This window comes from Vibrio rhodolitus, assembly GCF_003350325.1.
Classification (GTDB): domain Bacteria; phylum Pseudomonadota; class Gammaproteobacteria; order Enterobacterales; family Vibrionaceae; genus Vibrio; species Vibrio rhodolitus.
Genome location: NZ_QLYZ01000001.1, coordinates 209,023 through 228,484, shown reverse-complemented (window position 1 = coordinate 228,484; position 19,462 = coordinate 209,023). Strand labels below are relative to the sequence as shown.

The 19,462-nt window shown below is 45.5% G+C and carries 16 protein-coding genes; 12 read left to right on the top strand and 4 right to left on the bottom strand.

Annotated features, from left to right (window positions below):
* The first annotated feature begins 1,228 nt into the window (after positions 1 to 1,228).
* Both DPF93_RS01000 and DPF93_RS00995 read left to right on the top strand, forming a co-directional pair.
* A complete protein-coding gene (locus DPF93_RS01000) occupies positions 1,229 to 2,005 on the top strand; it encodes a nucleotidyltransferase family protein (RefSeq protein ID WP_114764353.1) in 777 nt (258 codons plus the stop codon).
* A 106-nt stretch (positions 2,006 to 2,111) separates the two neighbouring features.
* The gene (locus DPF93_RS00995) at positions 2,112 to 3,098 is read left to right on the top strand and encodes a DUF3187 family protein (protein ID WP_114764352.1); all 987 of its coding nucleotides are present in this window, start codon (positions 2,112 to 2,114) and stop codon (positions 3,096 to 3,098) included.
* Here DPF93_RS00995 and DPF93_RS00990 read toward each other — a convergent pair.
* Positions 3,095 to 3,838: a sporulation protein gene (locus tag DPF93_RS00990; protein WP_114764351.1), complete on the bottom strand. Its 744-nt coding sequence runs from the start codon at positions 3,836 to 3,838 to the stop codon at positions 3,095 to 3,097. The genes DPF93_RS00995 and DPF93_RS00990 overlap by 4 nt on opposite strands.
* A gap of 210 nt (positions 3,839 to 4,048) precedes the next feature.
* On the opposite strand from DPF93_RS00990, the gene hutC reads away from it, so the two are divergent.
* The 6 genes from hutC to DPF93_RS00960 all read left to right on the top strand — a co-directional run bounded on the left by hutC (position 4,049) and on the right by DPF93_RS00960 (position 11,464).
* The gene (gene hutC, locus DPF93_RS00985; RefSeq protein ID WP_114764350.1) at positions 4,049 to 4,759 is read left to right on the top strand and encodes a histidine utilization repressor; all 711 of its coding nucleotides are present in this window, start codon (positions 4,049 to 4,051) and stop codon (positions 4,757 to 4,759) included.
* 230 nt (positions 4,760 to 4,989) lie between these two features.
* A complete protein-coding gene (gene hutI, locus DPF93_RS00980) occupies positions 4,990 to 6,228 on the top strand; it encodes an imidazolonepropionase (protein ID WP_114764349.1) in 1,239 nt (412 codons plus the stop codon).
* Positions 6,221 to 7,219: a formimidoylglutamase gene (gene hutG, locus DPF93_RS00975; RefSeq protein ID WP_114764348.1), complete on the top strand. Its 999-nt coding sequence runs from the start codon at positions 6,221 to 6,223 to the stop codon at positions 7,217 to 7,219. Before hutI ends, hutG begins: the two co-directional genes overlap by 8 nt.
* Before the next feature lie 21 nt (positions 7,220 to 7,240).
* Positions 7,241 to 8,938, top strand: a complete 1,698-nt coding sequence (gene hutU / locus DPF93_RS00970; RefSeq protein WP_114764347.1) for a urocanate hydratase — start codon at positions 7,241 to 7,243, stop codon at positions 8,936 to 8,938.
* Positions 8,939 to 8,948: 10 nt separating this feature from the next.
* On the top strand, positions 8,949 to 10,481 hold the full coding sequence (gene hutH, locus DPF93_RS00965; RefSeq protein ID WP_114764346.1) for a histidine ammonia-lyase: 1,533 nt from the start codon (positions 8,949 to 8,951) through the stop codon (positions 10,479 to 10,481).
* A gap of 257 nt (positions 10,482 to 10,738) precedes the next feature.
* Positions 10,739 to 11,464 (top strand): DUF3581 domain-containing protein, encoded by a 726-nt coding sequence (locus DPF93_RS00960; protein ID WP_114764345.1) that lies wholly within the window; start codon positions 10,739 to 10,741, stop codon positions 11,462 to 11,464.
* A gap of 75 nt (positions 11,465 to 11,539) precedes the next feature.
* On the opposite strand, the gene DPF93_RS00955 is transcribed toward DPF93_RS00960, so the two are convergent.
* Entirely contained in the window at positions 11,540 to 12,454 is a 915-nt protein-coding gene (locus DPF93_RS00955; protein WP_114764344.1) for an alpha/beta hydrolase, read from the bottom strand.
* Between the two features lie 318 nt (positions 12,455 to 12,772).
* On the opposite strand from DPF93_RS00955, the gene artP reads away from it, so the two are divergent.
* The 4 genes from artP (at position 12,773) to artM (ending at position 15,666) form a co-directional block, all read left to right on the top strand.
* The gene (gene artP, locus DPF93_RS00950; protein WP_114764555.1) at positions 12,773 to 13,501 is read left to right on the top strand and encodes an arginine ABC transporter ATP-binding protein ArtP; all 729 of its coding nucleotides are present in this window, start codon (positions 12,773 to 12,775) and stop codon (positions 13,499 to 13,501) included.
* A gap of 71 nt (positions 13,502 to 13,572) precedes the next feature.
* The gene (locus DPF93_RS00945) at positions 13,573 to 14,310 is read left to right on the top strand and encodes a lysine/arginine/ornithine ABC transporter substrate-binding protein (RefSeq protein ID WP_114764343.1); all 738 of its coding nucleotides are present in this window, start codon (positions 13,573 to 13,575) and stop codon (positions 14,308 to 14,310) included.
* Between the two features lies 1 nt (position 14,311).
* The gene (gene artQ, locus DPF93_RS00940) at positions 14,312 to 15,001 is read left to right on the top strand and encodes an arginine ABC transporter permease ArtQ (RefSeq protein WP_114764342.1); all 690 of its coding nucleotides are present in this window, start codon (positions 14,312 to 14,314) and stop codon (positions 14,999 to 15,001) included.
* Entirely contained in the window at positions 14,998 to 15,666 is a 669-nt protein-coding gene (gene artM / locus DPF93_RS00935) for an arginine ABC transporter permease ArtM (RefSeq protein WP_114764341.1), read from the top strand. The genes artQ and artM overlap by 4 nt, the downstream gene beginning before the upstream one ends.
* 83 nt (positions 15,667 to 15,749) lie before the next feature.
* Here the strand turns inward: artM and DPF93_RS00930 are convergent, their stop codons facing one another.
* Both DPF93_RS00930 and ydiJ read right to left on the bottom strand, forming a co-directional pair.
* Positions 15,750 to 16,211, bottom strand: a complete 462-nt coding sequence (locus DPF93_RS00930) for a methyltransferase family protein (protein ID WP_114764340.1) — start codon at positions 16,209 to 16,211, stop codon at positions 15,750 to 15,752.
* Entirely contained in the window at positions 16,211 to 19,237 is a 3,027-nt protein-coding gene (ydiJ, locus tag DPF93_RS00925) for a D-2-hydroxyglutarate dehydrogenase YdiJ (protein WP_114764339.1), read from the bottom strand. Before ydiJ ends, DPF93_RS00930 begins: the two co-directional genes overlap by 1 nt.
* Positions 19,238 to 19,462: the final 225 nt, after the last annotated feature.

The window sequence follows — 19,462 nt, the reverse complement described above, 5'->3', positions numbered from 1 at the left end:
AATCAGTGCTGAACTATTGCTCCTTCCTACCGCACATAAAAACTGTAAAAGCAGTATTTGAATACAACCAGTCTACCTATTGGCTCACATATTTTAGAGCCATGATTTGACTAACTTTTTTTGCCTAAGATCAAGATATTTTTTTTTCGTTATGGTTAACAAAGAACCGAATCCAAAACTGATTAAACATACAGTCTTAGTACGTCTCGCTCCATCAATTAGTATTCACTTACAGATTTTTTTAAATTCACTAGTTATCCACAGGAACTGCAAGATCTTGAGCTTGAAAACCTCTGTTTATACCACTAATCTGGCTTCCGGAGTGAAAACAACCGCTTTGAAACCAATTGTTGTATTTACGTTAATAAACACACTAATAAGTATGGTGTATTTGAGAGCTACGCAATAAAGATCGCCTAATGTTTAAAAAAAAACATTCAAGCGAGAAAAATGCTTGTAAGATCAAATCAAACTTCAGGAGGGACAATGTTAAAATGCAGATAAACAAAAGCCTCAAGTGATACGCCAATATCAAATGAGGCTTAGATGAACAACTCGGCGCTGCGTGCTGTCCATAACTGTCATGTGGTAATATAGCACCCATCGTCGATTCTCGTAACCACTAAAAGAAAAAATGTGACCTAATAGTCACTAAGGAATATTTATGAATCGACTAAAAACACACCACTGGGAAGTTATCAGGCTTGTGGTTACAGCCTTAATCCAGTTGATTAGATTATAGTTACGAGGGGTGTTCTCACCCCTTTTACTTTACCCTACTAGCTACCACGTAAACCGAACTCATTCCCGTCTGTAGGATCTGCTCGTTCTTGATGTGCCCCTCCCCCCAAAAAAACTCGCCACACTTGTCAATTTCGAAACACAGTTTATATACATCTCACCCCAACTCCATTTGTTCGTTCTTAAGAACTGAGTTGCCACTGTCCGTATACAGCCCAACAAAATTAAACATAAATTCAGATTAGGTTCATTTTCGTTCGATATACTTAGTTACATCTTAAGGGTGAACTTCTGCAAATAAAGCCACTCAAAATCAGTACCAATAGTAACAACTGAGATCTAGTTAAAACTTTTGAACTACGACTATTTGCTAGGATTGAGTTTGCTCAGTCAGCCCCCATAACTAGGGTAACGAACTGTTTTGTTTAGGCGTAATTACTTTTTTAATTCCCTTTTTTCTAAGCAACGACAATTCTGAGGAGAGTGAATGAGCTTATTCCTACGCACCACGGCACTAATGCTTTTGATGCTGAGCCGTTCTCCAGCTTTTGCCGCGATGCCGATGCCATCTCCAACCAATGATGGCAGTCGAAGTGCAAACCAAGATCAGGTTTGCTCTAAAGCCTTCAAACACAATTTAAGTGGTTTGTATGGCATTTCTTCAACCGATACTCAACCACTACAGCCTTACTCTGATTTCGATGTGCTTTACAGTAAAGCGCACCAAGCTCAATTCGAGCTGGAAACTATCTGTAAAAGTACTGCCCTACTCACTGGCACCGACGCTTACTTTGCAGGCGTAAAATCTTCGCTGCGTGCCCAAGAAAAAATTGCCTTAGAACTGGACGGTCAAGTGAACCGTATCACCGACTTGGCTCGTGCAACGATTGTTGCTGATGATGTAGCGAGTTTAATGGAAGCGTACGAAGTGTTAGACCGCGAAACCACTATTGTTAAGGTAAAAAACCGCTTTAAGAAACCAGCACAATCAGGCTACCGTGACTTGAACGTGTTAGTAAAATTGCCTAAAACCAACTTAGTCGCTGAAGTACAACTGCACTTAAAAGCAATTGCTGATGTTAAATCAGGCCCTGAGCACAGCCTATATGAACAAATTCAGCGAATTGAACGAACTGCCGATACCGAGCAGCGCGCCATGACTGAATTTGAAACTGCGCAAATTGAGAATATGCGTCGTCAATCTCGTCAGCTCTATCAAGATGCTTGGCAACCCTACATAACAACGCACCTAAGCGCTGCATAATCCAGAATCAGGCTGATCACTCAGCCTGTTTTTTTATCTGCGACATTCCACTCTTTTATCTTTACTAAACTATAGTTTTATCAAGAACAACAATAATAAGAATGATATGGATAAAACTCTACTCTGGGCGGGCGCGCCGTTAGTTTTCGCACTCAATGCATGGGCAAGTCCCTCCCAACAAGCGCAATATGGACCGTTACAGACCTATGCTCAGTCGCCGTTTATCACCAATGGGCTCGCACCGCAGCTTCGTTCTGGTTTTTCTTTACCACAAGAGCAGATTGAATTGTCCGCCGCTTTAACCGCAGCAAGCATCTGGGCAAAAAACGGGCTTTATGAACTTGATTATTACCAAAACCAATTACATCTTGGTGCCAAATGGCAAGTGAGTGCACATTGGCAATTTGAATTAGGTTATCGCTGGAATTACGCCGCCGATAATGGTCTCGACTCACTGACTATCGCATTTCACGATTGGTTTTCTATCGATCAAAATGGGCGCGATCAGGTCGACAATGATCGCTATATCATCGATGCACCTGAGTTTGGATTTGATGAGCGAGATTTTCGCAATGAGATGCTCAGCCAAGGGCTTTACAGCTATCTACAATACCAGCTGTATCAAAGTGAGCGCCACGGTTTATCTGCGGGGCTAAGTCTCTACTACAGTGACATCGGCAGTGGTTTTTTCACCCATAGCGATTGGGAACAAGCGTTACAGCTCAATTATGGCTACTTGAATGGCAACCATGGTTTTGATGCAACCATTAGCCAAACCTTTCGTGATACACCCACCAACTTTGAACAAATGCCCTATCGAGCCAGCAATTGGTTTGTTGGTAGCAGCTACCGCTATCAGTGGTTAAGCAATCATTATCTGGTTTTACAACTAGGGATTTACCAAGGCATTTCAACAGAGGAAGATGATTTTTCGAAAGTCGCGACAGAAGTAACGCTTGGCTATCGCTATCAGATGGAGCAATCTGCGTTGGAGTTTTCCGTAATTGAAAATATGATCAACGCAGACAACAGTACCGACATCGCGTTTACTTTCGCTTACCGGTACCGTTATGGTGCTGGGGGTAAAGATTAGATAGACAGTACGCGAGCTACCGCCGATTTTACTTCAGCGTCTGATGCGCCGCGCGATAGCGTAAATGAAACATACTGATCGCCACGTAAACCAAGTGAACGGTCAACTTCCGCTAAACAATGAACCACGCTGCCTTCCAGCACAAATGACAACTCAATCTCTTTTTTATTGATAAAGCTGCCGCCTCTAAACTCGATCTCTTGGTAACAGCCCGATTTCGACGCAAAGTTACTGCCACGTAAATAGCCTTTTTCTACATCCGCCTTAACCATTTCAAAGCCATTGCTTTGGATCATACCAATCACTTTTGCCACTACCGGCAATGGCTGCACTTCGACATAGTCGCGATCTTTTGGGTCAATCGCAAAGTCGATGTCCAAAGTGGTCTCAACCCACACGTGACACTGGTTTTTAATTGCATTAAGCGCGGTTACCGGCGTTTCGTCATGCAGTTTAAACTCAAATGGGACCTGCTTATTCTCGTTTGGCGCGATAACAAATGGTTGCACTGCTTGTAACTTACCAAGGATAAACTCTTGGTAACTCACGCCATTGTCAGACTCCACTTTCATTTCGGTACAAAGTTTTAAGTTAATCGCATCGATCTGCTGCTCTACATCGCCGCCTTGGATATGCACTACACCCTTGATGCTCTCGCCCTGCATAACCGCCATGCTATCTAAAACCGTATCAACTTTTGCTGCACCAATACCCAGCGAAGCTTTTAACTTTGCAAACATTCGAATTTCCTTTTGTGACTTTTTATTCTGCCGCTTAATTGACTGCGGCACTTATATCATCGGTATCTCATATCCAACGCTTATCTATCAAGTACTTTACTTACAGATTGCGCCCTATCTCATTCGTTTGCTTGGATTTTAATCTTCCCTTGCAATTTTAGCGCTATTGCCATTACATTTGTATATACCTAAATAAGTTAAGATCCTCTTATGACTGCAGCTCCGCTCTATCAGCAAATTAAGCAATATATCGTTGACCAAATTGAGTCGGGCAAGTGGTCTGTTGGACAACGTATCAGCACCGAATTAGAGCTGACTGAACAGTTTAGTGTCAGCCGCATGACGGTAAACAAAGCCATTCGCGATTTAGTAACGCAAGGAAAGCTTGAACGAAAACCTCGCTTAGGAACTTTTGTTTGCCAGACGCAAGATAAAGCCGAGTCACCACTGCTGGACATTCGCAACATTGCACTGGAAGTTGCAGAACGAGGTAAGCGCTACAGCAACAAAGTATTGGTACAATCACAAATCAGTGCCGATGAGAAGATCGCGACTCAGCTTGGTGTGATGCGTGGTAGTAAAGTGTATTACAGTGAAATTATTCACTACGCAGACGAAATGCCAATACAGCTTGAGTTACGTTGGGTAAATCCGGAGCATGCTCCCGATTACCTCAAACAAGATTTTAACCAGCAAACACCAACCCAGTATTTGTTTGAAGCTTGCCCACTGTCGGCAATTGAACACAGCGTAGAAGCTGTCATGCTCGATGAATCAAAGCGACAGCAACTCAATCTACAAGAGTACGAACCATGCCTGCTGCTCAATCGTCGTACTTGGAGTGGCAATTATTTAGTCAGTAGTGCGCTGCTTTACCATCCTGGCTCTCGCTACAAACTCAGCTCAACGGTTAACCTTTAACCCTGCATTTTCACGCTATAGTTCCGCATTGTGGTAAGCGAGCAATAGTGCACCATCAAACCCATATAAAAATCAATTAGTTAACCCTCTAACCTAAAATTCGCGACTCTTTTGACGTCGCATTTCAGATAATAACTCCATAATTTGATCACAATTCCATTACATAATCGTTGATAAATCACCCACCACCAACCATTATTTGTATATACATTAAATAATGGATTGTAACGATGACCCTCTCAACACAAGATTTTGCATCACCTCAGTACGACTTACATTTAGCCAATGTACGTTTTGTTTCTATGATGCCTAATGATGAGGGCTATCAAGTTCAACAAGGTCATATTTATATTACGCAAGGTAAGATTGCCGCGATTTGCTCATCTCCTTTGCCAGACAAAGCCCAACACTCTCTGGACTGCCAAAATAAGTTGGTTACTCCGGGCTTGATTGATTGCCATACCCACTTAATCTACGCTGGTAATCGCGCCAATGAGTTTGAGATGCGCCTTAACGGCGTTCCGTATCAAACAATTGCCAAGCAAGGCGGTGGTATCCTCTCGACGGTAAAAGCGACCCGTCAAGCCAGCCAAGAGCAATTAACCGAACTCGCCCTACCTCGTCTTGATGGTTTGCTGGCGAGCGGTGTGACCAGCATAGAGATCAAATCTGGCTACGGCTTAACGCTAAAAGATGAAGTCAAAATGCTGCGCGCGGCAAAAGCATTGGAAAGCTATCGCAAAGTGCGTGTCTCGACCACATTATTGGCTGCACACGCGGTACCACCTGAGTTCACCCACGAACCCGATCAATACATTGATTTAGTCTGTAGCGAGATTATCCCTTATGTTGCGCAAGAGAAACTTGCCGACAGTGTTGATGTGTTCTGCGAATCAATTGGTTTTGATCTTGAGCAAACTGAGCGTGTATTCCAAACCGCTCAGCAGCACGGGCTCGCTGTCAAAGGTCATACTGAGCAGCTTTCTAACCTTGGTGGTAGCGCGCTAACCGCTCGCTACGGCGGCTTGTCTGCCGACCATATCGAATTCCTTGATGAGCAAGGCGTTCAAGCGATGGCAAAAGCAGGCACCGTAGCCACCCTCTTGCCTGGGGCATTTTACTTTTTACGTGAAACGCAATTACCACCGATTGACTTGTTACGCCAGCACCACGTGCCTTTGGCTCTCTCCACCGATCTTAACCCAGGGACTTCACCGTTCGCAGATTTGACTATGATGATGAATATGGGCTGCACCTTATTTGGCTTAACGCCAGAGGAAACGCTCAGAGGCGTCACCTCGGTTGCGGCTCAAGCACTCGGAGTGAGCAATAGTCGCGGGCAAATCGCGCTTGGTTTTGATGCCGATCTGGCGATCTGGGATATTGAGCACCCCGCTGAATTAAGTTACCTGCAAGGCGTAAAACGGCTCTACGCTCGACTCATTCAGGGAGAAGTCAGTTATGTCTAACTTACCGATTACCCAGCAAGATTTTCACTGGCAAGGTCGCATTGACGAAGAAGATGGCGCAGCGGGTAAACGCGTGCATAGCGTAATCAAAACCATGCAAGTGAGTGAGCTGCAGCCCTATCGCAACGCCGTCAGTCTACTCGGTTTTGCCAGTGATGCAGGGGTTGCCAGAAATAAAGGACGCATTGGCGCACGCAAAGCACCAGATTTAATTCGACGTGCGCTCGCCAATATGGCGTGGCACAAAGAGAATCATTTAATAGATTTAGGCACTGTGGTGTGTGATGACGATTTGCTTGAACAAGCACAATCTGATTGCGCGAAGATCATTGCCATTGCATTGCGCTCAACCCCAGTTATTACTCTCGGTGGCGGGCACGAAGTCGCTTGGGCATCGTTTCTTGGCTTGGCGCGCTACTTTGAGCACATCAACCCAGCTCAGCCCCCACGGATTGGGATTATTAACTTCGACGCCCATTTTGATTTGCGAGCTTTTGAGCACAGTAGCATCAATATAAAACCCAGCTCAGGTACGCCATTTAATCAAATCCAACAGTATTGCGAAGAGAAACAGTGGCCATTTCACTACGCTTGTTTGGGCGTCAGTCGCGCCAGTAATACTGCTGCGCTGTTTGAGCGTGCCGATGAGCTCAATGTTTGGTATGTAGAAGACAAAGATCTTTCTCATCTCAATCACGTTTACCACCTCACTCAGTTACAGCACTTTATCGACAATTGTGACTACATCTACCTGACCATTGACTTAGATGTATTTCCAGCAGCCATCGCACCGGGGGTGAGTGCCCCCGCAGCCCGTGGTATCAGCCTAGATACCATCAACCTCTTTTTAGAGCGCATCTTGCACTACAAAAACAAATTGGTGATCGCTGATATCGCCGAATATAACCCGACATACGATGTCGATAGCCAAACCGCTCGGCTTGCCGCCCGGTTGTGTTGGGATATCGCCAACGCATTTTCAGAGAAATAGTGAAACACAAGGAGTCTTCTTATGACGGAACGCAGCAGTAACGACACGCGTCTCGACACTCAACGAACCATTCGTGCTCCCCATGGAACGCAGCTGCGTGCTCGTTCTTGGTTAACCGAAGCACCTTTGCGCATGTTAATGAACAATTTAGACCCAGAGGTTGCTGAGCATCCCCACTCACTTGTGGTATACGGTGGAATTGGTCGTGCAGCGCGTAACTGGGAATGTTTTGATAAGATCGTTGAAGTGCTTGAACGTCTCGAAGAAGACCAAACCTTGCTTGTGCAATCAGGTAAACCTGTTGGCGTATTCCCAACTCATAAAGATGCACCTCGCGTGTTGATTGCTAACTCAAACTTAGTCCCGCACTGGGCAAATTGGGAGCACTTTAACCAGCTCGATAAACAAGGGTTAATGATGTACGGTCAGATGACTGCCGGTAGCTGGATCTATATTGGTTCGCAAGGCATTGTCCAAGGTACTTATGAGACCTTTGTTGCGGTCGCTAAACAGCATTTTCAAGGTGAAGCCAAAGGACGCTGGATTTTAACTGGTGGGCTTGGCGGTATGGGCGGCGCACAGCCGCTGGCGGCAACTATGGCAGGTTTTTCAATGTTAGCAGTTGAATGTGATGAATCACGCATCGATTACCGACTACGTACTGGTTATGTCGACAAAAAAGCCACCAGCTTAGATGAAGCTCTAGAAATCATCTATAGCACAGAGACGCCGGTTTCAGTCGGTTTACTTGGCAATGCCGCGGATGTATTCGCCGAATTGGTCGAACGCAATATCACCCCAGATGTGGTTACCGACCAAACTTCTGCCCATGACCCGCTTAATGGCTACCTCCCACAAGGCTGGAGCATGGAGCACGCGGCAGATATGCGCGCCGTCGACGAAGCTAAAGTGGTTGCTGCAGCAAAGGCGTCAATGGCAATTCAAGTAAAAGCAATGCTAGCACTACAATCTCGCGGCGCAGCTACACTCGACTACGGCAACAATATCCGTCAAATGGCGCTCGAAGAAGGCGTTGAGAACGCGTTTGACTTCCCTGGTTTTGTTCCTGCTTATATTCGCCCGCTTTTCTGTCAAGGCATCGGGCCATTCCGTTGGGCAGCACTGTCTGGCGACCCAGAAGATATCTACAAAACCGACCAAAAAGTCAAAGAGCTGATCCCTGATGATCCGCATTTACATAATTGGTTAGATATGGCTCGTGAACGGATTCAGTTCCAAGGGCTACCCGCGCGAATCTGCTGGGTGGGGTTAAAAGATCGAGAGCGCCTAGGTCAAGCGTTTAATGAAATGGTGAAAAATGGCGAGCTAAAAGCACCAATCGTAATTGGACGTGACCATCTCGATTCTGGCTCGGTAGCCAGTCCAAACCGCGAAACAGAAGCCATGATGGATGGCTCGGATGCGGTATCCGATTGGCCATTGCTTAATGCGCTGCTCAACACCGCTGGCGGTGCAACTTGGGTTTCACTACACCATGGTGGTGGCGTCGGTATGGGCTTCTCACAGCACTCAGGTATGGTCATTTGTTGTGATGGCAGTGATGACGCTAGCCGTCGTATTGCACGCGTACTGCACAATGACCCTGCAACTGGCGTGATGCGCCATGCCGATGCGGGCTACGATATAGCCAAACAGTGTGCAGCCGAGCAGCGCCTCGATCTGCCGATGCTTAATCAAGAACTGGCTAAACTGCGTTAGGAGAATAAAGATGTTAAACCTCGTTTTAAAGCCAGGTCATTTAAGCCTGAACCAGCTGCGCCAAATTAGCCGCTCACCAGTCAACCTCAGTTTAGACAGTGCGGCATTTGAGGGTATTAACCAAAGTACCGCTGTAGTCGAGCAAGTTATTGCCGAAGACCGCACCGTATACGGCATCAATACTGGTTTTGGGCTGCTGGCTAATACACGTATCGAGCCGCAAGATCTTGAAGTTTTGCAAAAAAGTATTGTCTTGTCTCATGCGGCAGGCATTGGCAAATTTATGTCCGATGAAACCGTACGTTTGATGATGGTACTAAAAATCAATAGTCTCGCTCGCGGCTTCTCAGGTATTCGCCTCTCTGTGATTCAAGCATTGATTGAGCTGGTTAACGCACAAGTGTATCCATGTGTCCCGCAAAAGGGCTCGGTTGGCGCCTCCGGCGACTTAGCTCCCCTCGCCCACATGAGCACCGTGCTGCTTGGTGAAGGTCAAGCGCGCCACAATGGCAAAATTCTCTCAGGCGTTGAAGCATTGGCGATTGCAGGGCTAAAGCCGATTACACTCGCGCCAAAAGAAGGCTTAGCGTTGCTTAATGGCACGCAAGCCTCTACTGCCTTTGCCTTAGAAGGTCTGTTTGCCGCAGAAGATCTTTATGCCTCAGCCACGGTGTGTGGTGCGATGTCGGTTGATGCCGCCCTCGGCAGCCGCCGCCCGTTTGATCCTCGTATTCACCGTGTGCGTGGTCATCGCGCACAAATGGACGCAGCAAGTGCCTATCGTTACATGCTGGATAACACCAGTGAAATTGGTGAATCACATACTGAATGTGAAAAAGTGCAAGACCCTTATTCACTGCGCTGTCAGCCACAAGTGATGGGCGCATGCTTGCAACAGATCCGCAATTCAGCAGACATTCTTCAAGTCGAAGCCAACTCGGTATCTGATAACCCGCTGGTGTTTGCCGATGATGGTGACATTATCTCCGGCGGTAACTTCCATGCAGAGCCCGTTGCCATGGCAGCTGATAACCTAGCCTTGGCGATTGCTGAAATTGGCAGTTTATCAGAGCGTCGCATGGCGCTGCTGATTGATAGTGCACTGAGTAAATTGCCGCCATTTTTAGTCGATAATGGCGGGGTGAACTCAGGCTTTATGATTGCTCAAGTGACCTCAGCAGCATTGGCGAGTGAGAATAAAACGCTGGCACATCCAGCATCGATTGATAGTTTGCCAACATCAGCGAACCAGGAAGATCATGTATCGATGGCGACATTTGCGGGTCGGCGCTTAAAAGATATGGCAGAAAATACTCGCGGCATTTTGGCGGTTGAATATTTAGCGGCTGCGCAAGGTCTAGATTTTCGCGCACCATTAAAGTCATCAGGCAGAGTTGAGATTGCCAAGCAAAGACTTCGTGAGAAAGTGCCGTTCTATGATAAAGACCGTTACTTTGCACCTGATATTGAACAGGCCAACAGCTTACTCAAACAAGCAATCCATAATGACTTGATGCCATCTGGCACCCTAACCAGTATTTAAGGCTGAAATCAGATAACCAATTAAATTAAAAACATCGCGCAGTGAAAGCTGCGCTTTGTTGTTTTTGTCAGACGGTAATTTTTGAATTGCATAGACCTATCAATAACCACTTACTGAGATCGACGCTTTCCTCGTTAATTGCGTTTTCTCACCAAATGCGCCGCCACTCTCCTCGCGCAAGCGTTGTCACTGGATTGACCAGTCAAAAAAATAACTCATATATAATCGCTGGCAGTTTTGGCTACTAAGCGAAAGATATGTTTCTAACACCTTATTTTTCTTCACAAGAAGAACAGTTCCAGTTCACTCGTCTACAAGCAAGTCACTTTGCTAAAAAGGTCGCAGGCGATTTCAACCCAATTCATGACGAAGACAGCAAACGCTTCTGTGTACCGGGCGATTTACTCTTTGCTGTGCTTCTTAGCAAGCAAGGCATTAGTCAAAAAATGCGCTTCGATTTTTCTGGAATGGTCAGTGATGGTGTTGCTCTGCATGTGGAAAATAAATGCAGTAAAGAAGCCTCTGTAGTCGATGCCAACGGTAAAGAATACCTACACATGAGCCGTGAAGGTGAAGTTAACCTAAACCCTGAGTTTATCGAGCATGTTGTGACTAACTATGTTCAATTCTCTGGTATGAACTTCCCACACATCATGGTACCGCTAATGGAAGAAAAGCAGATGATGATTAACTGCCAACGCCCACTAGTGATCTACGAAAGCATGGAAGTGGAATTTTCTCGCTTAGATATCTCTGCACCAGAAGTAAAATTTGCTGGCGCAACGTTTGATGTTGAAGGTAAACGCGGTTTGGTTACGCTTAACTTTGACTTTATTCAAGATGGTGAAATCGTGGGTAACGGTATCAAACGCATGGTGGCAAGTGGCTTAAAGCCATACACCCAAGAGGATATTGACGACTTAGTTAATCGCTTCAATGAACGTAAAGACAATTTTCTAGCCCAGTTTGATAAAGCGGCTTGAAAGTAACGTTCTGCCTCACACAGAATATTAGCGCCCCGCAAAATGCGGGGCGTTTTTTATGTAGCAACCGGTCACTTAGCTACAAATATCAGCCGCCACACTAAGTAGGCAGCGCTGAGCTGATACGCTAACCGCGCCGAGTTGGAAAAAGCCGTGAATCGTCCCTAAATAACGCTGACAGTAGACCTCGACACCTTGTTGACGCATAAGACGATAGAGCAGCTCTCCCTCATCGCGCAAAGGATCAAATTCCGCAGTAATTATGCTGGTTGCGGGCAGCCCTGAAAAATCGGCTTCGAGAAGGTTGAGCTCTCGGCAACTACGCAAAAGGACATCATCGCCTGCATACATCTCAAACCCAGACAATAACATTCGTGCAGTAATAATGTAGTCCGAACCATTATCCTTGTAACTTTGTGAAACTCCTTGAGTATCGAGCATCGGATAAATCAATATCTGCTTTTTCGGCAACCAGGTTTGATGCTGCTTTAAACGTAAAGTTGTCGCCAAGGCAAGTTGCCCTCCCGCGCTATCACCGACAAAGTAAATCTTGCTGTTATCGCCACCATACTTGTATCCATGCTGATGAATTCTCAGTGCCGCTTGATATACATCGTCGTGCGCACACGGATAAGTGTATTCAGGCGCTAAACGATAACCAATACAGAACACGATTGATTGAGATTGATGCGCAAGATTTCTCAACTGAACATCATGGGTATTAAATCCCCCACTAATAAAACAGCCCCCATGAAAATAAACCGTAATTGGAAGATTCGTTCCAGCTGTCGGTTTATAGATCTTCACATTAATTCCATCGAGGTCTTCAACGAACTCTTGATGCATTTTTACATCATCCCCTGCCAACACAGTGCTAGCGACATAACCTTCGCGACGACTCGCTATATCCATATTCGCAGGGCACAAGGCACCATTGGCAACAAACTCTTCTACTAGCTCTTTTATGCCTGACTCTAAGCTATTTATCATTTCATCACTCGACCAATACTAAACCGCGAACATAATAGTTAGCAGGTCAGAGCTGTATATAAAAACAGTCCAATTATGTGACTAAAAATTAAATTAGCTATTTCTTATACACAAATTATCGCAAGCAAAGTCACCCCTACAGACTCTCGCCTTCAAAAAAAACACATAGTTGCATATCATCGGTCAGTGAGATCTATCGGTTCAACGCTCAATAATTATACATAACTTCGACAAAATAAATTTATATACATTTTTATTGCATAATTCGTCAGTTTAGGTAGTATGAATGCCATGTGGTAATTAATGCAGTTTTTAAGCATGAGTATTCAAGTAAAACAAATCAATAAATCTTACGGTACGACCCAAGTTCTGCACGATGTGAGCTTCGAATGCAACAATGGCGAAACCTTAGTACTGCTTGGTCCAAGTGGTGCAGGTAAAAGCTCACTACTCAGAGTACTGAACCTGCTTGAAAGCGCTGATAACGGACAGTTGTCGATTGCAAAACATGAGTTTGATTTCGCGGCACCAATTGCTGAAAAGCAACAAATGGAATTGCGTCGTAAAGTCGGCATGGTATTTCAACAGTACAACTTGTGGCCGCATATGACCGTAATGCAAAACTTAATCGAAGCTCCGGTTAAAGTTGCCGGCATGTCTGTTGAGGATGCTAAAAGCCAAGCGATAGAAATACTTACCACGCTCCAGCTTGCAGATAAAGCCGACACGTGGCCATTGCAACTCTCAGGTGGACAACAACAGCGTGTGGCGATTGCTCGCGCACTGATGATGAAACCCGATGTGCTGCTGTTTGATGAGCCAACTGCAGCATTGGATCCAGAGATCACCACACAAGTGGTCGAGATCATAAAAAAATTAAGTGCCACTGGCATTACTCAGGTTGTCGTAACCCATGAAGTCGATTTTGCTAAGAAAATTGCTTCACACGTACTTTACCTAGAAAAAGGTCGCATCGTAGAACACGGCACTCATGACGTATTTACCAATCCGCAAACCACACAGTTTGCTGATTATTTGAAACACTAATTATTCATTTTTAGTCACACGTTCGCTGCCCATTGACGGAGTCAGCAATTGTAATTTTATGGAGTAATACAATGAAAAAAGTTCTTCTCGCTTCGTTAATCGGTTTAGTTTCTACTCACGCTTTAGCTCAAGATGAAATCAAGTTTGTGATGGAAGCGACCTACCCTCCGTTTGAGTACATGGATGAAAACAACCAAATCCAAGGCTTTGACGTTGATCTTGCTAATGCGCTTTGTACTGAGATGCAGGCAAAATGTACTTTCCATAACCAAGCATTTGATAGCTTGATCCCTGCACTGAAATTCAAGCGCTACGATGCGGCAATTTCAGCAATGGACATTACTGATGCGCGTCTTGAGCAAGTGGCTTTCTCTAACGCTTACTACGACAACGCAGCAGCGTTTATTTCGCTGAAAGGTAAAGTGGCGGATCAAGCGGCATTAGAAGGTAAACGTGTTGGCGTACAAAACGGTTCTACTCACCAAAGCTTCCTTATTGAGCAAATGCCTGGTGTGACAGCGGTGCCTTACTCAAGCTACCAAGATGCATTTATTGATATGAAAAACGGTCGTATCGATTCTGTCTTTGGTGACAACGCAGTCGTTGCTGAGTGGTTCAAAGGCGACAACGGCAGTGAACTGGCTTACGTAGGTGACAACATCACTAACGCTAAATACTTCGGTAATGGTTTTGGTATCGCGGTTAACAAAGATAACCAAGCGTTGGTTGAAAAGCTGAATAAAGCGCTAGAAAAAGTGGCTAGCAACGGCGTTTATCAGCAGATCCACACTAAGTACTTCGGTAACTAATATGGCATTAACGGGTTATTCTCTATCGCTCGTTCAGGCAAGCTGGATGACTATCCAGCTCGCTTGCGCAAGCTTAGTTGTTGGGCTAGTCCTTGCGGTTCTTTTTGCCACTGGTGAAATGTCTCGTCGAGTTGCCTTCAAATGGCCAACAACTGCGTTTGTTACCATCGTTCGTGGTTTACCTGAACTGCTGGTGGTTCTGTTTATCTATTTTGGCTCAACCCAAGTACTGTTTCTTATTACTGGTGAGTTTATTGAGATAAGCCCGTTTATCTCTGGTGTAATTGCTCTTTCGCTGATCTTCTCTTCATACGCCTCACAAACTATTCGTGGCGCATTAAAAGCAGTCAATAGAGGACAAAGAGAAGCGGCATTAGCCCTTGGCATGGGACAAACCCATACTTTCTTTAGAATTGTATTACCGCAAGCGGTACGTCATGCCCTTCCGGGTTTAACCAACCAATGGCTAGTACTGCTTAAAGATACCGCACTGGTATCATTGATTGGTGTCACTGACTTGCTTAAACAAGCTCAGCTAACCTCCGCGTCGACCCATGAAGCCTTTACGTGGTACGCAACCGCAGCTGCCATTTATCTAGTGATCACTCTGATTACTCAATATTTGGTCAAAATCATCGACAACAAATTTGCCATCAAAGGCATGGGTGAACTGAAAGGAGCCAAAGCATGAATCAAGCGCATCTAATGCAAATGCTAGACGGGTTGGTCACCAGTTTCCAACTTACCGTGGCTTCACTACTTGTTGGCTGCTTACTTTCTCTTTTGATGACGGTTATCTTGGTGATGAGCACGCCAATACTCCATTGGCTCAGCCGTGGTCTCATCATCCTATTTACTGGCACACCGCTATTAGTACAAATTTTCCTGGTCTACTACGGTCCCGGTCAATTTGAATGGATACGTGAAAGTATACTTTGGACTTGGTTAAGCCAACCCTGGTTCTGCGCGATGTTCGCATTGGCACTCAATACCGCGGCATACAGTACGCAACTGTTTAAAGGCGCGTTTAACACCATTCCAAGTGGTCAATGGCAAGCGTGCAAAGCCCTTGGCATGAGCAAAGCACAGAGCTTGAAAGTACTGTTGCCTTACGCTCTGCGCCGCGCCGTGCCAGCTTACTCAAATGAAGTGATCTTAGTATTTAAAGGCACATCACTCGCCAGTACCATCACGATTATGGATTTGATGGGTTATGCGCAGCGTATTAACGCGCAAACCTACGATACGTTAACCGTATTTGGTATCGCTGGTTTGTTTTATCTAGTCGTCAATGGCGTACTTACTTTGTTGTTCCGCCAACTGGAGAAAAAAGCCCTCGCATTTGAAGCGGCATAACGCTGCTTATTTACGATGCATCGCTTTTTAAACCACCAGATACGAGAAGAGCCGCATAATGCGGCTCTTCTTATTAGCAATCACTATATCCAGCGCCTGACGCGCTTTTTGTAGTCGAGATACTGCTCACCAAATAGATCTTCCAAAGCTCGCTCTTCAGGTAAAATCTGAAAACGATTCATATAGAAAACAAAGCCAATTGGCAGCAGTAGACAAACCATATTTTGCTGCCAGTAACCAATACCAAACAGTAAAATCAGCAGCGCTAAATACATAGGATTACGGGTATAAGCGAAAATACCCGTATCAACCACTGTGCTCGCACTATCAACTTTAACCGGGTTGACCGTGGTTTTCGCTTTGCGAAACTCGTTAACACCAGCAAGTCCGATAAAGCCGGACAGCAATATCGAAGCTATCAGCACCCACCATGGAAAAGGCAATACCGCCGCAAAGCTCAAGAGCAAGTGATCAAATCGCACCATCACCACAATAAAGATGATAAATAGTGCGACCGGTGGGATTTTCCTTTCCAATACTTCCATTAAATAATCTCTAGCAATGCTTGCAGTGGATGTTTAGTTTTAATGTGTTCGAAACGTTTAACCTGACTACGGCATGAGTAACCCGTAACTAAGCAGCGCTCAGCAGGCAATTCTTCCAAGCGTGGTTTCCAACTTAATCCATAAATATCTTTCGACATTTCCAGTTTATCTACTTCATGACCAAAAGTACCCGCCATACCACAACAGCCAACCGGAACCGTATTTAGCTTAGCACCAAAGTGAGTAAAGATAGTGCCCCACTCTTTCTCTGCATTCGGCAATTTGGTCTTTTCTGTACAGTGCGCTAATAAATGCCACGGCTCGCCTTGCGTTTCGATTTGTTCAAACTCACTCAGTCTTGGCAGTAGCCATTCATGCACAGTTAAAACATCGAATTCGCCGCGCTTATCACCCAGTATTTCGCTGTATTCATCGCGATAGCACAGTACTAAGGCAGGGTCGACCCCCACCATTGGAATTGACAGATCGGCAACTTGTTCAAGGAACATTGCGGTGTTTTTCGCACTTTTCGCGAACTGCGCCAAGAAACCTTTGATGTGTTGCGCTTTACCATTTGGCTTAAATGGCAACAGCACTGGAGTTTTGCCCAGTTTGATAATTAACTTGGCAAAATCATCAACCACATCTGCGTCATAATAGGAGGTAAATGGATCTTGGACGATAAGTACATGATCCGCTTTCTCTTCTTTCGACATCGCGGCTAATGCTTGCATGTCGAATGGCTTAAGCTGTTTAACACGTTTGGCTAACGTAGGCACCGAAAGCAAAGGTGCGTCAACATAACCAACGGTTGATGCCGTCAGGCTCTGTACCCATTTTTGCTTTAAGACCCCATTCACTAACGTTGGCGCTTTTGCCATCATTGGCAGCATGGTTTCAATGTTTGCCACCAAGTAATCTTTTGCCGGACGTTGATAACGGCTGTAATAGATATTTAAAAATCGCGATCGAAAACTTGGCACGTCCACTTTAATCGGACACTGGCTTGCACAAGCTTTACACGCCAAACAGCCGTTCATCGCTTCATAAACTTCGTGCGAAAAATCGTAGTGATGGCGTTTATTAAAGCTATTGCGCACACGATCAAGCATGGTTTTTACCGACGCCGTTTTAAGTGCTTGTTGCTCTAAATCGAGAATATCAATGCCTTGCTCTGTTAGTTGGCGCAACCACTCACGCACCAGCCCCGCTCGTCCTTTAGGTGAGTGACGGCGATCGGCTGTCACCTTCATCGACGGGCACATTGGTGAAGCCGTGTCATAGTTAAAACACAAACCGTTGCCGTTACACTCCATCGCTTGCTTAAAGCTATCGCGCACCTCAACATTGATTTGACGATCGTAGAAACCGCGCTTGGTGTCGGTGACTTTAACCAACTCATCGCCACTTTCTAATGGTGTACAAATCTTGCCCGGGTTCATTTTGTTGTGTGGGTCAAAGGCAGACTTCACGCGGCGAAGCTCGGTAAACAACTCTTCACCAAAGAACTCAGGTCCATACTCAGAGCGGAAGCCTTTACCGTGTTCGCCCCACATCAGACCTCCATATTTTGCCACCAGCTTGACGACTTCATCAGAGATCTCATGCATCATGCGCTCTTGCTGCGGATCGCACAGATCAAGTGCCGGTCTCACATGCAGTACCCCAGCATCAACATGACCAAACATCCCGTATTGCAGTTGCTTGGCGTCTAACAGCTCGCGAAACTCAACGATAAAGTCAGCCAAATTCTCCGGTGGCACACAAGTATCTTCCGCAAACGCCACTGGTTTCGCTCGACCTTTTGCCGCGCCTAATAAACCCACCGCTTTTTTACGCATGTTGTAGATCTTGCCGATGCTGGCAACATCGCTGCAGACTTGATAGCCGATAATGCCAGCCTCTTCTGCTTCAAGCATTTGCTCCAAACGGGCAGTTAACAGCGATACTTGCTGCTCAACTTCTTGGATATCTTGTCCAGCAAATTCGACCATATTGATACCAAGCATTTCTTTGCCCGGAACATCAGTTAACAAATCACTGACCGTGTGCCAAACAATGTCCTCTTTGGCAAGGTTTAGGACCTTTGAGTCAACTGTTTCAACCGATAGCGCGTTAGCCTCAACCATTAATGGTGCATTACGCAGAGCGGCATCAAAGCTGTTGTATTTGATGTTCACTAGCGTACGCGCTTGCGGGATTTTGGTCAGATTGAGCTTCGCTTCAGTGATAAACGCCAGTGACCCTTCCGCGCCGCAGAGTACGCGGGTGAAATTGAAACTATCATCTTGTTCATTAATGGCATTTTTTAGATCGTAGCCCGTCAAAAAGCGGTTAAGTGGCGGGAACTTATCACAGATTTGCTGACGCTTATCGCGGCAAACTTGCTCAGTCACCTTAAGCGCTGTCGCGGCATAACTGCCTTCATCCGGTATGCCATGAGACAAGTCACTTTCCAAAATCGAGCCATCGGCAAATACCGCTTGCAGAGACAAAACGTGATCAGAAGTTTTACCGTATTTCAGTGAACCTTGCCCAGATGCGTCAGTATTTATCATACCGCCCAAAGTAGCACGGTTGCTGGTAGAGAGATCTGGCGAGAAGAAATACCCGTAAGGGCGAACAGCGTCATTAAGTTGATCTTTGACTACGCCGGTTTGTACCCGTACCCAACCTTCTTGCTCATTAACCTCAAGCACCTTATTCATATGGCGCGACAAATCCACCACTACGCCTTGAGTCAGTGACTGACCGTTAGTACCAGTACCGCCGCCGCGAGGAGAGAATTTTACCCGTTCGTAAACCGGTTTAACTGCGATTTTGCCAATCAACGACACATCGTGGGTATCACGCGGATGAACCACCGCCTGCGGTAATTGTTGATACACGCTGTTATCGGTCGCGACAGCAAGCCTGCTTGAGTATTGAGTTTCGATATCGCCGCGAAAACCTGCGTTTTTCAGTTCATCTAAAAAACTCAGTACAACATGGTCAATATCTTGATGAGAATGAAGTCTTGGTAACATTGCGTCCTGCCCCTACAACACTGATCCAATCAGCTTTGGGTTGTTATTCTTTTGAATTTCGTCACTTTACAACATTTAAAAGCGTGATTAAAACAGAATTACAGTGCCAAAATAGAATTTATGGCGAATACTTATGCCCAACTTTTGTCGCCTTGTATTCAAAGGACTTTCAAACTAACCGCAATGACCTTTTTTGTGAAAGCTGCTCCAAAAATCAGGGAATTA

Excerpts from the sequence above, each read along its gene's own strand:
- DPF93_RS01000 (WP_114764353.1), top strand. The coding sequence starts at position 1,229 with ATGAGCTTATTCCTACGCACCACGGCACTAATGCTTTTGATGCTGAGC.
- DPF93_RS00995 (WP_114764352.1), top strand. The coding sequence starts at position 2,112 with ATGGATAAAACTCTACTCTGGGCGGGCGCGCCGTTAGTTTTCGCACTC.
- DPF93_RS00990 (WP_114764351.1), bottom strand. The coding sequence starts at position 3,838 with ATGTTTGCAAAGTTAAAAGCTTCGCTGGGTATTGGTGCAGCAAAAGTT.
- hutC (WP_114764350.1), top strand. The coding sequence starts at position 4,049 with ATGACTGCAGCTCCGCTCTATCAGCAAATTAAGCAATATATCGTTGAC.
- hutI (WP_114764349.1), top strand. The coding sequence starts at position 4,990 with ATGACCCTCTCAACACAAGATTTTGCATCACCTCAGTACGACTTACAT.
- hutG (WP_114764348.1), top strand. The coding sequence starts at position 6,221 with ATGTCTAACTTACCGATTACCCAGCAAGATTTTCACTGGCAAGGTCGC.
- hutU (WP_114764347.1), top strand. The coding sequence starts at position 7,241 with ATGACGGAACGCAGCAGTAACGACACGCGTCTCGACACTCAACGAACC.
- hutH (WP_114764346.1), top strand. The coding sequence starts at position 8,949 with ATGTTAAACCTCGTTTTAAAGCCAGGTCATTTAAGCCTGAACCAGCTG.
- DPF93_RS00960 (WP_114764345.1), top strand. The coding sequence starts at position 10,739 with ATGTTTCTAACACCTTATTTTTCTTCACAAGAAGAACAGTTCCAGTTC.
- DPF93_RS00955 (WP_114764344.1), bottom strand. The coding sequence starts at position 12,454 with ATGATAAATAGCTTAGAGTCAGGCATAAAAGAGCTAGTAGAAGAGTTT.
- artP (WP_114764555.1), top strand. The coding sequence starts at position 12,773 with ATGAGTATTCAAGTAAAACAAATCAATAAATCTTACGGTACGACCCAA.
- DPF93_RS00945 (WP_114764343.1), top strand. The coding sequence starts at position 13,573 with ATGAAAAAAGTTCTTCTCGCTTCGTTAATCGGTTTAGTTTCTACTCAC.
- artQ (WP_114764342.1), top strand. The coding sequence starts at position 14,312 with ATGGCATTAACGGGTTATTCTCTATCGCTCGTTCAGGCAAGCTGGATG.
- artM (WP_114764341.1), top strand. The coding sequence starts at position 14,998 with ATGAATCAAGCGCATCTAATGCAAATGCTAGACGGGTTGGTCACCAGT.
- DPF93_RS00930 (WP_114764340.1), bottom strand. The coding sequence starts at position 16,211 with ATGGAAGTATTGGAAAGGAAAATCCCACCGGTCGCACTATTTATCATC.
- ydiJ (WP_114764339.1), bottom strand. The coding sequence starts at position 19,237 with ATGTTACCAAGACTTCATTCTCATCAAGATATTGACCATGTTGTACTG.